The sequence below is a fragment of the Bradyrhizobium algeriense genome (assembly GCF_036924595.1).
Lineage (GTDB): Bacteria > Pseudomonadota > Alphaproteobacteria > Rhizobiales > Xanthobacteraceae > Bradyrhizobium > Bradyrhizobium algeriense.
Map to the genome: position 1 here is coordinate 1376465 of NZ_JAZHRV010000001.1, position 13496 is coordinate 1389960.

11 protein-coding genes and 1 pseudogene are annotated in these 13496 nt (G+C 58.6%); 5 read left to right on the forward strand and 7 right to left on the reverse strand.

Features of this window, described 5'->3' with window-relative positions:
• The first annotated feature begins 611 nt into the window (after window positions 1–611).
• Window positions 612–1676: a helix-turn-helix transcriptional regulator gene (locus V1286_RS06635; protein ID WP_334478392.1), complete on the forward strand. Its 1065-nt coding sequence runs from the start codon at window positions 612–614 to the stop codon at window positions 1674–1676.
• A gap of 504 nt (window positions 1677–2180) precedes the next feature.
• Here the strand turns inward: V1286_RS06635 and V1286_RS06640 are convergent.
• Together V1286_RS06640 and V1286_RS06645 are read right to left on the reverse strand one after the other, a co-directional pair.
• Window positions 2181–2681, reverse strand: a complete 501-nt coding sequence (locus V1286_RS06640) for an outer membrane protein (protein ID WP_334478393.1) — start codon at window positions 2679–2681, stop codon at window positions 2181–2183.
• A gap of 1510 nt (window positions 2682–4191) precedes the next feature.
• On the reverse strand, window positions 4192–4761 hold the full coding sequence (locus V1286_RS06645; protein WP_334478394.1) for a thioesterase family protein: 570 nt from the start codon (window positions 4759–4761) through the stop codon (window positions 4192–4194).
• On the opposite strand from V1286_RS06645, the gene V1286_RS06650 reads away from it, so the two are divergent.
• Window positions 4644–6152: an AMP-binding protein gene (locus V1286_RS06650; protein ID WP_334478396.1), complete on the forward strand. Its 1509-nt coding sequence runs from the start codon at window positions 4644–4646 to the stop codon at window positions 6150–6152. The two genes, V1286_RS06645 and V1286_RS06650, sit on opposite strands and share 118 nt — an antisense overlap.
• A 267-nt stretch (window positions 6153–6419) precedes the next feature.
• A pseudogene (locus tag V1286_RS06655) lies at window positions 6420–7300 on the forward strand (ABC transporter substrate-binding protein); the annotation flags it as partial.
• A gap of 101 nt (window positions 7301–7401) precedes the next feature.
• Here V1286_RS06655 and V1286_RS06660 read toward each other — a convergent pair.
• Window positions 7402–7836, reverse strand: coding sequence for a DUF2721 domain-containing protein (locus tag V1286_RS06660; protein ID WP_334478397.1), 435 nt, complete (start codon window positions 7834–7836; stop codon window positions 7402–7404).
• A 297-nt stretch (window positions 7837–8133) separates the two neighbouring features.
• Between V1286_RS06660 and V1286_RS06665 the strand changes: the two genes are divergently transcribed.
• Both V1286_RS06665 and V1286_RS06670 read left to right on the forward strand, forming a co-directional pair.
• The gene (locus V1286_RS06665) at window positions 8134–8262 is read left to right on the forward strand and encodes a hypothetical protein (protein WP_334478399.1); all 129 of its coding nucleotides are present in this window, start codon (window positions 8134–8136) and stop codon (window positions 8260–8262) included.
• Between the two features lie 4 nt (window positions 8263–8266).
• On the forward strand, window positions 8267–9595 hold the full coding sequence (locus tag V1286_RS06670) for a TAXI family TRAP transporter solute-binding subunit (RefSeq protein ID WP_334478400.1): 1329 nt from the start codon (window positions 8267–8269) through the stop codon (window positions 9593–9595).
• 15 nt (window positions 9596–9610) lie between these two features.
• On the opposite strand, the gene V1286_RS06675 is transcribed toward V1286_RS06670, so the two are convergent.
• The 4 genes from V1286_RS06675 to V1286_RS06690 all read right to left on the reverse strand — a co-directional run bounded on the left by V1286_RS06675 (window position 9611) and on the right by V1286_RS06690 (window position 13429).
• On the reverse strand, window positions 9611–10591 hold the full coding sequence (locus V1286_RS06675; RefSeq protein ID WP_334489547.1) for a SphA family protein: 981 nt from the start codon (window positions 10589–10591) through the stop codon (window positions 9611–9613).
• 209 nt (window positions 10592–10800) lie between these two features.
• Window positions 10801–11292 (reverse strand): helix-turn-helix domain-containing protein, encoded by a 492-nt coding sequence (locus V1286_RS06680; protein WP_334478401.1) that lies wholly within the window; start codon window positions 11290–11292, stop codon window positions 10801–10803.
• Window positions 11293–11443: 151 nt separating this feature from the next.
• Window positions 11444–12091 carry a response regulator transcription factor gene (locus V1286_RS06685; RefSeq protein ID WP_334478403.1) on the reverse strand — a complete coding sequence of 216 codons (648 nt, stop codon included), beginning with the start codon at window positions 12089–12091 and terminating at the stop codon, window positions 11444–11446.
• Window positions 12092–12319: 228 nt separating this feature from the next.
• Complete coding sequence (locus V1286_RS06690) at window positions 12320–13429, reverse strand: HlyD family secretion protein (RefSeq protein ID WP_334478404.1); 1110 nt, start codon at window positions 13427–13429, stop codon at window positions 12320–12322.
• Between the last annotated feature and the right edge of the window lie 67 nt (window positions 13430–13496).

A 13496-nucleotide genomic window follows, 5' to 3' on the forward strand; every position in this document is an offset into this window, starting at 1 on the left:
GTTTGAGAGGAGAGAAATATTGGCTCGTGCCGTTCAACAAATCGCAAAGTCTCCACCTGCCTTTGGAGAGATGGGTGAATATCATCTGAAGTGACAAAATCCCTTTTGTTAGATGCTCAGCCTTCGTTCAGATCCGACGCGCAATATTTCTCACCTTCGGAAACTCGCTTGGCGACCTTCGAACCACCACTCGGCGCGGGCAATTGCTGGAAGCCGTCGGCACTGGCCGCCGGGTCGTTCGCCGCAAACTCGCTGGCATTCCGAAGTCGGAGTAGGCGCTTGGAGAGCGGCGCGCTGCTCGATCGGTGCGGCGAGATCCGCCGAGGTCTCGATGTCCGTGGTCCTGATGCCTTCCAAGGCAGCATCGTGCCCAGAAACCTTTGTCCGCGGCAATTAGCTGCCCTAACTCCATCGCTGCCAAGGTTGCAGCTGCGGAATAGCGGCTCCATGTTGAGAGGAGAGATAGTTTGAGTCGTGCCGTTCAACAGATCGCAAAATATCCACCGCCCTGCGGGGCAGGTCGACCAGACGCAGGGAGCGAGCGCCCACCCCTATATCAAAGAGCATCCCGTCTTATTGGGCATATCTACGATGCCTCCCTTGACCCTGCGATGTGGACTGTCGTTCTTGAAGAGATATCGGAATTTGTCGGCGGCCGGGCAGCTGCGCTTGTCTTCAAGGATAGCGGCAGTGCATTCGTGGAAGCTCGCTATCAGTTCGGTATCGATCCGAATCGCGTGCGGCTCTATTCGGAGACATATTCGAAGTTTGACCCCTTTGCGGCACTGGCGTTTGTTGGCGGCGGACAAATCGTGAGTCTTCCGGATCTCGTATGCTTTGAGGAATACTGCAAAGGGCGCTTCTACCAGGAATGGGCAGTCCCCCAAGGTTGGATCGACGTTGCGAGTGCCGTGCTGGACAAATCAGCGACTAGCTATGTTTTTCTCAGTGTTTTCCGGGGCATTGCGGACGGCATGGTCGATGATGAAATGCGCCGGCGTATGGCACTTGTCATTCCCCACGTCCGCCGTGCGGCGCTGATTGGAAAGGTGATCGGCCTCAAGCGCGAAGAAGCGCAGACGTTTGCAGATACGTTCGATGGACTCGGCGCCGGTATGTTTCTTGTCGATGGAAGAGGACAGATCATCCACGCCAACTCCGCAGGGAGCGCGATTCTTAGCGAAGGCAGCGTGCTGCGTTCAATGAATGGGCAAATCGTCGCAGGTGAGGCACAGATCAACAAAACGTTGCGCGATAAGTTCGCAATGGTCGATCAAGGCGACGCCGCGCTCGGTACCAAGGGGCTCGCGTTGCCATTGCGCGCGCCTGATGGAGAACGTTATGTCGTTCACGTGTTGCCGCTGGCCTCAGAGGCTCGTCTGCGTGCCGGCGTCGCCCATACGGCGGTCGCTGCACTGTTCGTCCGCAAGGCCATCCTGGAAACGCGATCGGCTCCGGAAGTCATAGGGCTTACCTATAAGTTGACGCCAACGGAGTTGCGCGTATTGCTTGCCGTCGTTGAAGTTGGCGGTGTTCCGGAAGTCGCCGCGGCGCTCGGCGTCGCGCAAACTACGATCAAGACGCATGTCAGCCGTTTGTTTGAAAAGACCGGAACCAGCCGTCAGGCCGATCTGGTCAAGCTGGTCGCCGGTTTTTCCACGCCGTTGGCAGATTGAAAAAGGGCACGCCAAGTATTTGTCGGCGTGCCCTTCAGAGATACTTGCTGCGTCAGTAAGGCCTGCACCTGTTCCTGCCGCCGTAGTTGAGGCACTGCATCCTGCGCGGTTTGCCTAGCCCTATGGACCGACCAGGCAGGCGATTAACGGTCTGGCCGGCGCTATCGCGGATAACGGGCCGCACAATATTGCCGCCTGGATGCCGAACGACGGTCGAGGTCAGTACGATGGCGGCCGTCGATGCTGATGGGCCGCTCGGCGCGGCTGTCATCGCAAGCGCCGGATTGACGCTGGCAGCCGCTGCTGCTCCGCCTATGGCGATCATGCACGCAATTAGAACGTTTGGGATCTTGATCATAGTCCAGATGCTTTCCGTATGATGGTTTTGTTCCCCCAACCGTTCGACTAGCATCGGCAGAATGGGTGCGCGTCCGGCGATCGGGGATCATGTCGTCTTGCTCGAGGATTATCCCCCGCGCCGTGAATCCGGATTATTCCATATGGTCAGAATTTCCAGATCATCGCGCCGCGAAATGTTTGGGTCTTGAAGCCAACATTGCAGGTGTCGCCAGGAACAACCGCGAAATCCCGGCTTCCATAGTCCGCATAGAGATATTCGAGACGACCGATCAGATTCGACGTGAATGCATGGTCGACACCGCCGCCGATAACCCCTCCATTGAGGAGGCGGGAGATGGCGTACACCGCGTCACCGTCACGGAACTCAAAGTTTGCCAGTGCAAGGCCACCCGCGACGTACACCAGCGTTTTTGGGAGGATGGCGTAACCCACCCGTGCGCGAACGGACCCGGTCCAGTCAACCTTGTAGTGATTGGGTAGCTGAACGATCGGCGCGGGTGGGATTGTAGTTGGTGGGGGCGAGGGCGGGGTGACGGTGCCAGTACCCCGCAAATTGCTCACCCCGAAATCACCTTCCAGACCATAGACGAACGCACCGGCCTGCCAGCTTACACCGGCAAGCAGCCCCCCGACGGCTCCATCCATCCGCACCGCATTTTCGGTGACGACGCCATTGTCGGCGACGCGGGCGCGTCCTCAGTTATAACCAACATGGGCGCCAGCATACACACCTGACCAATTGTATAAGTGGTCGATGGCCGGTGCTTTACTGTGGACCGGATGGATCATATCCGTCGCCATTGCAGGCGCCGAAAGAACCGCCGCCAAGACCAATCCGTTCCAGATTTGCTTCATTGAAATCCTAACCTCTCTAGGTGCAGCGATCTCTCGCAGCAACAAAGACACACGAACGAGATCTGAGTGCCTGCGTCTTCTGCGATGACTAATATGATCTTGGTTCCCATGGCCGATGAGCGGGGGAGCGACGGGGGTCGGGTAGTGCCACCGGCGGAGCCGCCAAATCCGGCATTGGCCTCACCGCCGACGCCTTTGCCCGTACCACCATTAATGTTGAAGGGCTTTCCCGCGGCAGTGCTGATGGGGCGTGTACCGGTGCTAGCTCGGGCGAATGCTCCGTCCATAGCCGCCACGAACGCGAACCCTGCCACGAGCGTCGTCACGATCGAAATTGGTTTCATGTGGTCCTCATCAGTTTTTCCTGCTTTGTCCCCTCATCTGGTTCTAGCGACAGCGAGGCCAGAGCTGAGCCAGATCATGGCGACAAACATATGCCTGCCGCGTCATTCGATCGGAGGATGAGGCGCTGCTAATCCACGGCAAGCGCAGTGTAGTAAGTAAGCAGCAGGGCCAACCCACTATCGCATGGCGCGGCGCTACTTGGGGCCGCCGCATCCTCTGATCGAGGGACGCGAGGCCGCAAATGCAAGGCTACGATCCCCAATCTTATTCGACACCATGACTCTCGTTCTTTGGAAGGCCGTACTCTGGAAGCTCAAGGGAAAATTGCTCCTCGCAGCCGGGCATCAAGATGTCATGCTTTTCTGTTCCGCGTGAGCTTCATGGGTGACCGCCACTTGTGCTTGGGAATCTAGCCTCGGTATTGGGAGCGGTTTTGAGTTGAGTTGAAACCTCAGCGACGAATCCTCGTCGCGTAGCTTCACTTTAGAAACGAGGACATTTATGGACCTGCTATCTAAAATAAACTTTGCGATCGAGAAGCATCCTGAAATGGCGTTAGTTTTATGTTGTACGATAACTCTCCTCGTTGCTGGAGTGTTCATGGCAATCGATCTGCACTTCGGCAGCGGATTGAGTTTTTCCGGCTCACCGCCGCGGGGCTAATGCCGAGATGGTTGCGAGCACGAGGTCGCTGACCAACCACTACGCCAACTTTTTTTGCGAGTTTAAAAATTGCCTCAGGCAAGCTCCCACACGCGTTGACGAGCCCTGGTTCGATCTGACCGGCCACATGCGCGTTCGAATCGTCAGAGATCTCGAACTTTGAGGTGTTCGATTTTGCTCGCGAAGGGACAAGACCGGACAAAACGCGGTGCAGCCGCGTCTAGGGAACAACCGGAACTAACGATCGGCCAAAGCGCGCCTCACTGATGCCGGCGGGCAGCCGGGAGAGCGGCTAGTTTGCGACCGACGCCGACTTCGGAAATGGCACCAGCACTACCGACATAGAGACATGGCCAATTTCTCCGTGCAAATCCAGCAATGTACCGCTTCCGATTCCGAGCCCGCTGGCGGGTTGCCAGCGGCTCTGTGCGCGGATCCCCACCCACTCGCCTGCCGGCCGCCTGAGGAGCTGGACCGTCAGGTTTGGATTGGGATCCGCGACGACATTCTGGAACGGCCGCGCGATGCCATGGGTCCAGTCCGCAGGTCCGAGCACGGACGACAGTGGGCCGGCGCCATCGATGATCTGGTGTTTGAGCCGAAACCAAGCGATGCCATCGCCTGCGCGCGCCTCCATGGCGTCCATGAACCATGGCCGGCCGCGGGCAGCCTGCACGTGACGCGCCGGGAACCGAGTTGGGTCGAAGCTGTCACCCCCTCCGTCCACAAATCCCGGCACCTCGATTGCGCGTTCGCGCGACAGCGTTACCCGCACGGTGGCGCAAGGATCCTCTTCGCCGTCAGGCCACAGCGTATCGAGGCGCGGCTGATCTGATTGGACGCATTCAATCGATTTATGCAAAGGCGGGTCTCGTCCGGCCCCGCCGTATTGCCTTCCTGGCCGGCAATTGCGGGTATTGCTGGTGCGCCTCGGTGGCCGCCCACCTGAGCGGGTTCAGCATCACATGGCTGCACCCGGCGGGGTCGCTGGACGATCAAATCTATCAAATCGAAGACGCCGAAATTGATGCGCTAGTCGTCGATGCGGAGCATTTCGCGACGCGAGGTGATCAGCTCGCAGCGCGAATTCCGCGCGACATGAAACTATTTCGAATTGGGCACGCCAGTTTCGGCGCTGACCTTCTCTCAGGCGCAGAAGCAGCGGGATCGTTCACGCCGCGCGATCTGGCGAAGACCACCGATATCGCGCTTCTCAACTACACCGGCGGAACAACCGGACGCCCGAAGGGCGCAATGCGGCGGCATGGTGCGGTAACGTCATACGTGACGGCGATCCTTGCTAACTTTGAACTTCCTGTTTCTCCCCGGTATCTCACGGTGGCACCGATCAGCCATGTCGCTGGCGTAAAGGTGCTCCCGACCCTGATTCTGGGGGGAACGGTTCATCTGCTGACCGGCTTCGATCCCTCGCGTGTCTTGAGGACGATCAGCGAGCACAAAATCAATTTCTCGCTGATGGTCCCGACGATGATCTATGCTCTGCTGGATCATCCCGAGTTCGCAAAGGCCGACCTTTCAAGTCTCGAACTGCTGCTCTACGGCGCGGCAGCGATGTCGCCGAGCCGGTTGGAGGACGGGCTGAAGCGCATCGGACCAGTGTTCTCGCAGCTCTATGGTCAGACCGAATGCTACCCGGCAACAGTATTGCGAAGGTCGGACCATGATCTTTCGCGCAAGCATCTTTTCACATCGTGCGGACTTCCCGTCACGGCAGCCGACGTGCGGCTGATCGATGATGAGGGGAGTGAAGTACCGCTGGGCGACGCCGGCGAAATCTGCATTCGCAGCCCCTATGTGATGGAAGAATACTGGAAGCTTTCGGATCTCACGCACGAAACGTTGAAGCACGGGTGGCTGCATACGGGCGATATCGGACGAAGGGATGATGAAGGATTCCTCTACATTGTCGATCGCAAGAAAGAGATGGTCATCACCGGCGGATTCAACGTATTTCCGCGCGAAGTCGAGGATTCACTGACGTCTCATCCAGCCGTCGCCAATGCTGCGGTCATCGGCGTGCCTGACGAAAAGTGGGGCGAAGCGGTCACCGCGATTGTTGTCTTGCGCTCACCGCACGGCGCCTCCGAGCAGGAGCTCGTTCTGCACGTCAAAGACAAGAAGGGAGCCGTTCAAGCTCCGAAGTCAATCTATTTTGTCGACGACCTGCCGATGACGCCGCTAGGCAAGGTCGACAAACAAGCTTTGCGCGCGCGCTATTGCACCAAGACATAGCGCTGCTCTTTCGTACGATGGAGCTGCGAAGCAACCAAAATGCTTACTACGATTGCCGTCGAGTGCTGAACGACTCTTGCGCGCAGCCTCGCTCTCGAGTTGGCGTCGTTTTTCCCTGGCGCGCAGATTGTCGTCAATGGTCGGCTCAGCCTTTCAGGGACGGAAGCTTTCAATCAGTGGAGTCAATCTGCGGTAGCGCCAGAGCCAGCTGAAACGCCCGATGTCGGGAACTCACGAAGGAACGGAAAAACGATGGTTAGAGCCGAAATGTCAGTGATCGCCGCGCTTTTCATGCTTGGTGTGATCCATTCAGCCTCTGCGCAGGTGCAGAAAAAATATGATGCAGGCGTTACGGACACAGAAATCAAGATAGGCAACATCATGCCCTATAGCGGGCCAGCATCCGCATACGGATTGATCGGAAAGGCGGAGGCTGCATATTTTAAGAGACTCAACGATCGCGGGGGTATCAACGGACGCAAGATTAATTTCATCAGTTACGACGACGCATATAGTCCGCCCAAAGCCGTCGAACAGGCCCGCAAGCTCGTCGAGAGCGACGAGGTGCTCCTGATCTTCAGCTCTATGGGGACGCCATCGAACTCCGCCATCCACAAGTATATAGACGGCCGCAAGGTACCGCAGCTGTTCGTCGCATCCGCCGCCACTAAGTGGGCCGACCCGAAGAATTTTCCGTGGACGATGGGCCTGGCCGTCAACTATCAGACGGAAGGCACAATCTTTGCAAAATCCATTCTCGAACAGAAGCCGGACGCCAAGATCGCCATTCTGTTTCAAAATGACGATTTTGGCAAAGACCTGATGCGCGGATTCATAGACGCTTTGGGCAGTAAACAGTCGATGATCGTCGCGCGAGAATCTTACGAAGTGTCAGAGCCAACGATCGATTCGCAGGTCGTTAAGCTCAAACACTCAGACGCGGACGTGCTCGTAAATTTCTCGAGCCCGAAGTTCGCAGCGCAGGCAATAAAAAAGTTAGCGAACTCGGTTGGCGGCCGCTCTATATCGTCACGAGCGTGTCCTCGTCGGTCGGGGCAGTCATTGCGGCTGCAGGGCTGGATAGCTCGCAAGGCCTAATTTCCGCTACCTTCTACAAGGATGCAATGGACCCGCAGTGGAAGGACGATGCAAGTTCTATCTGCCGGTCTGCGATGTCCGTTTTCAGAGCCCCATAGCGGACATGGGCGGGTGGCGCCCGTGATCTGTAGCTATTGGGCGCAGCGAGGCGTCACGCATGGTGGTCGTATTCGCTCAGTGCGATCCGGACCTCGCGGGCAAAATCGATTAGCGAGGCGGTAAACGCGCTAAGCGAGATCAGGAAGAAGATCGCAACGCCGTATTCATGCCGAAGCTGAAAGAACGCGGTTACAAAAGCCACGATGATGAGCAGCGTCACCGCAATACTCGCTACCACGGCCCAGAAGACGGCCCGGTTCATCATGGCAGCGCGCTGCATCAGGCGTGGCAGGTCGGCCTTGAGCCGCACCCGCGCCGAATCGTGATCCGGGATTCCGTTCAAAACCACCGTCCGGTCTACGATCCTGTTTAGGCGATTGATGAGCAGAGCGATGAATGCTGCCAGCGCGCCAAGAAGGAAGGCGGGCGCCGCCGCCTGCGAGATGACATGTGCGAGCTGATTGATGGATGGTGTGTCGGGGATCATTGTATTCCAGTCCGGAGGGACGAGCACATGATTTGGTCCGCTGCCAAAGTTTTTATCTAGAACGCGCCTGCTTGCGAAACCGATCTCGCAAATACGCTGTGGTCGGCCTGAGCGGCTATGCAAGTTCGGCAGCGAAGCATCGATGATCAAAGATTAAGATGTCATGGATCACGGCGCAATCATTTCAAACGCCCGAATTTGCATAGTCAGGCGGGTGGCCCAGCCCTTAAGGATATCCTGCCAGCGACGAACAGACCCATCTCGATAGGCAGGCGGGGCGAACCAGCAGAAAAGTGATTGAACATGTCCATGAAAAGTCCTGGAATATTGGCAGGTTTATCGTTGGCCGCGCTGATGGGTTCAACGACGGCGTTTTCGCAGCCGCCGCCGGGTGTGCAGGTCGGCAAGCTGGCGCTCGTGATGTAACGCGATGGCGGGCCTCGCGATCAATCTGTGGCCGCGATGGCTCAGGATATCGATTGTCGGGGCAGCGACGGCTGCGACGATCGGCGGCGGATGGTTCGCGTATCGCTACTTCGCAAAGCCAGTTGTTCTTACTGTGGCTGCCGGGTCGACCGATGGCGAGGCGCTGGCGCTTATCTCGGCGATATCAGCGCGCCTGACAGCGTCCAACTCGCATGTCCGGTTGAAAGTCAGCGACGCCGGTACATCGGCACAGGCGGCCGAATTGTTGGCCGCGCACAGGGTGGACCTCGCCGTTGTTCGCGGCGATACAGGCGGTCTGGCGGATGCCAGGAGCGTGTTGCTCCTGACCCACGGCGTGGTCTTGATTATGACCCCATCGGTTGCGAGCGCCGATAGTCTGGGCGATCTCCGCAATACGACGGTCGGTATCATCGGCGGAGCGATCAACCAGCCGGCAGTCGAGGCGCTGAAGCAGGTGTATCAATTCGACCGCGCCAGGGTCAGTTTTCAGGATGTTGCCATCAACGACGCCTCAGCAGCGCTCGCATCGGGAAAAGTTCACGCTTTGCTGGCTGTTGTTCCGCTGACGGAAAAGTATCTCGCCAAGGTCAGGCAATTCTTTCAACAGGAACGCGCCAAGGGATCGGCGCCAAAGCTGATCGAGATCGAATCGGCCGGCGCGGTCGCCAATGTTGCGCAGTACTACGAGAGCTATGACATCCCGAAGGGCACCTTGCGGGGCGCACCGCCGGTCCCTTCCGATGATCTCACGTCGCTGCGCGTTTCGTACTTTCTCGTCGCCAACAAGACCGTAAGCGCCGATGCCATTACCGACCTGACGCAGTCGCTGGTCGATGCGAAACGGGACCTGCTGTCGCAGTTTCCGATACTGGGCCAGGCCGCAGCACCGAGCACGGACGCGGACGCGCTGATCCCGATCCATCCGGGGGCCGCGACCTATTACAATGGCAACCAGCAGAGTTTTCTCGATAGGTATGATGACAAGCTCTACTACGGCTCGTTGCTGCTGGGCTCGCTGATCTCCATCCTCGTGGCTGCCTGGCGTTTCGCCCGATCCGGCACCGGGCCCGAGAGCATGCTGGAGCCGCTCTACGAGCTCGGCAACGAAATCAGGAATGCGAAAAGCGAAGCCGAACTCGAGGATATCGAAAAGCGGATTGACGATATCCTGAAGAACGAGCTTGCGAGGAACGCGGGCGAGAACGCCGACAGCGCCGAGATGGCCGCGCTGGGTCTCGCGGCCCACAGGCTACAGTATCTGATGAGCCACCGCCGGATGCTGGTTCGTTCGACGGTGGCCTCCCGACAGTAGCATCAGTCTATTGCGTTATTTCACAATCCGATGCTTCGTCGGCGTCAACGTGCTAGCCGGCGCCATCGGCGAGATCGAGAACGTCAGCCAAGCATTCCATCCCGATGGCCGATTCTCTGCCGCGAACTCACCATAGGCTTTCAGGTTGAGGTATCCCTGCATGTCGCCGACGGGAAACAGGAAGCCGGCCTGGGGGCCGATGCCGAGCACGCGCGATCGAAAAGCTCCCAGGATCGGGTGCTGGCCGAAATCGTCGGTGATCTGCTGGTAGCCATATCCGACAAAACCGACGAAAAACTGCTTGGAAAGGAATTGCGACATTCCCCAGTCGACATGAAAGTCGATTCCGTTCTGGTAGTTGGTGTCGTGATTCTTGAAGTTGTAGGTAAATCCCGCAACGGCCGAAAACTCTTGGCCCGCCGCCGGGTTGAAATAGGTATAGCCACCGCCGCCATCGATGGCGGCATGGCCGATGCCGAGATTGGCAAGGCGGGTTGAGCTATAGGCACCGACGGGGACGTCGCCGGTCAGATAGGTCATGAAATTGTGCACGCCGGCATTCCACTTCAGCGTTGCCTGCGGATACAGGTCACCCACCGATGTGATTGAGTCCTGGATGAAGCCGGTCCGGGTCACCGCCAGCGGACCGAGGGCTGCCGTCAGCGTGCCGTCGACACTGGCACTCGAACGACCGAACAGGCCGATAACGCCGATCGCCAGTTGTCCGCCAAGCACCGGCGTTGCGAACGTATAGGTAGGATTCAGAAATACGAGATCGCCCTGTGCGCTCAGACTGGCGCCCAGGCTGACGGCGACGTTGGCGGGGATCCTGCCGATCTGAATCTGCCTGGCTGCGGCCACCGCGCCGGATGCTTCCACGGTGGTATGATAGTAGACCGCAGCCATCGACCAGCCCGGCACGGCGGGGACGGCTGCGAGGCTGCCAAAACGGCCAGGCAGCCAGTAGGAAACGCCACCCTCGTCGGCGCGGGACATGCTCGGAAGGCAAGCCAGCAGCGCGATCGCTACGGCTGCGCTGGTATGCCTCGGACGCAAGCTGGTGGTTTGCTGAGATCGTTCGCGCGTCATCTGTTTGCCCCTCGAAATCTCTTTGGATCCGCATAGCGAGGAAATTTCACGCCAGGTGCGGTCGCTATGCAGATTCGATCCGGTTTTGATTTTCCGTCCTGGTTGTTGCCGCAAAGTCACGCCTGAGCTGCAGCGGTAGGCAACGCTGGCCGGCGTGCAATTGAGGGCCTGTGGTCTCGTTGCGGCGTTGCGTTTTCGTGCGGTTCAGACGACTCGCCGGCGTCGGCTTGCGACGTCCGCTGCAAGGTCTCCGAAGGGCTTTCACCAAATACGCTGCGGTATTCGACCGAGAAGCGCCCCAATTCCACAAAACCGTAGCAGGTCGCAACCTCTGTAACGGTCGTGAGGCTGCTGTCGGAAGACAGCAGCGCGCGCCTCGCCTGTAACAACCGCTGCATGCGAAGATGGCGACAAGGGGGGACGCCGTGGACATTGTGAAATGCCTTGCGCAGCGTGCGCTCGCTGACGGCAAGGGCGTTGCAGAGAGCCGAAATGTGCAGCGGTGAATCGAGTTCTGCCAGAGCGATCGCCTCGGCTTGGACCACGAGATCGCGCCAGGTTCTGATCGTCGATTGGCGAGAAACGTCTGACAAATAACTGATAGTCATCTAATGCCCCCCGATTCTGCGATCGCGGTGAAAGCGCTGGACTTGGGGCAACTCAGCATCATGCGCGACAGCGCGCTACTGTACCTGAGGGCAAAACCGGTAGTTGAACGGCCGTCAGCGGGGCGCGGCCGGGGCGCTCGCGCGGCGACGGCTATGAAGCGCTCTTGATGTCGGGCGGGGGCTGGGGCGTCAGGATTCCGGTTCGCTCCGCCACCGAGACTGCCTCGGCAAACGATCCGACCTGAAGCTTCTGCATGATCATCTGTCTATGATACTTGATGGTTCGCTCGGAAGTACCCAGCAAATGCGCAATCTGCTTGTTCATTTTGCCGCGGACCATCAACGCGAAAACCTCGCTCTCGCGGGAAGTTAGTTTCGCAATCAGAGCGTTTAGCGCATCGAGCCGGCCCTGACTCTGCTGGATCGCCGCAAAGCGTGACAGCGCGCGATCGATCGCTTCCAGCAGCGTCTGCCTCGGGATCGGCTTGGAGAGAAAGTCTTCGGCGCCAGCCTTGATGGCGCGAACGGTCGTTGGAATATCGCCGTGACCGGTCATGAAGATGATCGGCCAATGATGCGACAGCTTCGCCAGCTCCTGCTGAAGCTCCAGACCGCCGAATGCGGGCATCTGCACGTCGAGCAGAAGACAGCCGGGTTTGGCGTCGGGGATGTTCTGCAAAAAGTCGGCCGCCGAGTCGAAGTCGACCACGGCATAACCCGAAGCTTTCAATACCCGGGAAATCGCGCCGCGAAACGACGCGTCGTCGTCCACGATATAAACTACGGGCGCGCCCGTCATTCCCAATCTCTCGCACTTGTCGTGGCCCGCCGGCCGAGTCCCGAACATACTCCGGAAGCGATCCGCTGCGAGCGCGCCAAGCCAAGGCTAAGCACGCCGTTGAGCAAGGAAAAATCGGAAATGCGAGAATAACGTGTAGCCCCCCGGCGGTCAACGCGGAGCGTGTATGTATGCAATATGCAAGTCTGGGCCTGACTACGGGAATATGCAGTTGTGCCAATCGGCTGGCTACAGGTACGCCGTATAGGAGCTGACCCACACCAGTATTGACGCCAACAGGCCGATAACGCCTGCATTTGCGGCAAATGCGGTGGCGCTTCCCGACATTCCCAACCGCAGCGAGTCTCGGCTCATTTCATCAGGCACGGAAATTTCCGCAGGGAAGGTCGTCGCGCCACCTAGCGCCGTGGTGCGCGCGAGCGTCCCGGAGACGGCGATCTGGCCCTGGCCGATTCCCTTTGGAATCGCGATGATTTTTGCGTGATAGACCCGGCCAGGCGCATTGTCGAATACGATATCGACGGGCGCTGCGACCTTAATGGTCTGGAAACCATTCTGCGAGAACAACCCGACAATTGTAATCTCCTTCTCGACGATGAACGACATCGTCGAACGGGCCTGTGTCGCACGATCGCCAGCCGACAGCGCGACGACGGTGACGTACCCGTCGGCTGGCGCTCGAACGTTGGTTTGCGATAGCTCCCAGGCGGCGTGATCGAGCTGTGCCTGGATCTGGGCAACCGATGTATTGACGCCGCCGATCTCCGAGTCCAGCGCCAGTTTGGCGCTCTGCTGGGTAGCTTTGGCCGCATTGAGTTGAGCTGTCACGGTTTCGTATTGAACCTGGGTGTCCTGTTCCTTGAACTCGGTGTTGGCTCCGCTTGCATATAGCCTCTGGATGTTGTCGAGCCGCTTCGCATTATATTTCTGCTGCGCGTCGAGACCGGCGACGTTCGCGGTGGCCTGCTCGTAATTGGACTTGAGAACCTTTGCCTGCTGTCGCGCCGCGGCCAATGATGCCCGCAACTGTGAGACCTTGTACTGGAACGGCGCTGGATCGATCTGAAACAATACGTCGCCCGTCTTCACGGGCACGTTGGGCTTGACCGGAATAGCCACGACCTCGCCGGATACATTCGGAGTTACCTCGACAACTCTGCCTGTGACGGTGACTGTGCCGGATGGCGTGAGGTAATTGAACAGCGCCATAAAGGTCGCGAGAATGAACCCGCCGATCAGTATCGAAATCGTTCCCGACAGCCAGCCCCAGCGGACCAGCTTGAGCTTGGAAAATATCGCCCACATCGCGAGCACATAGAGGCACAGGATAATAACCACGGGCGGCCTCTCTCGTTTCGTGGCGCCAACTGCTCATTTGCCGGATGTGCACCGGGACGCGCTATGC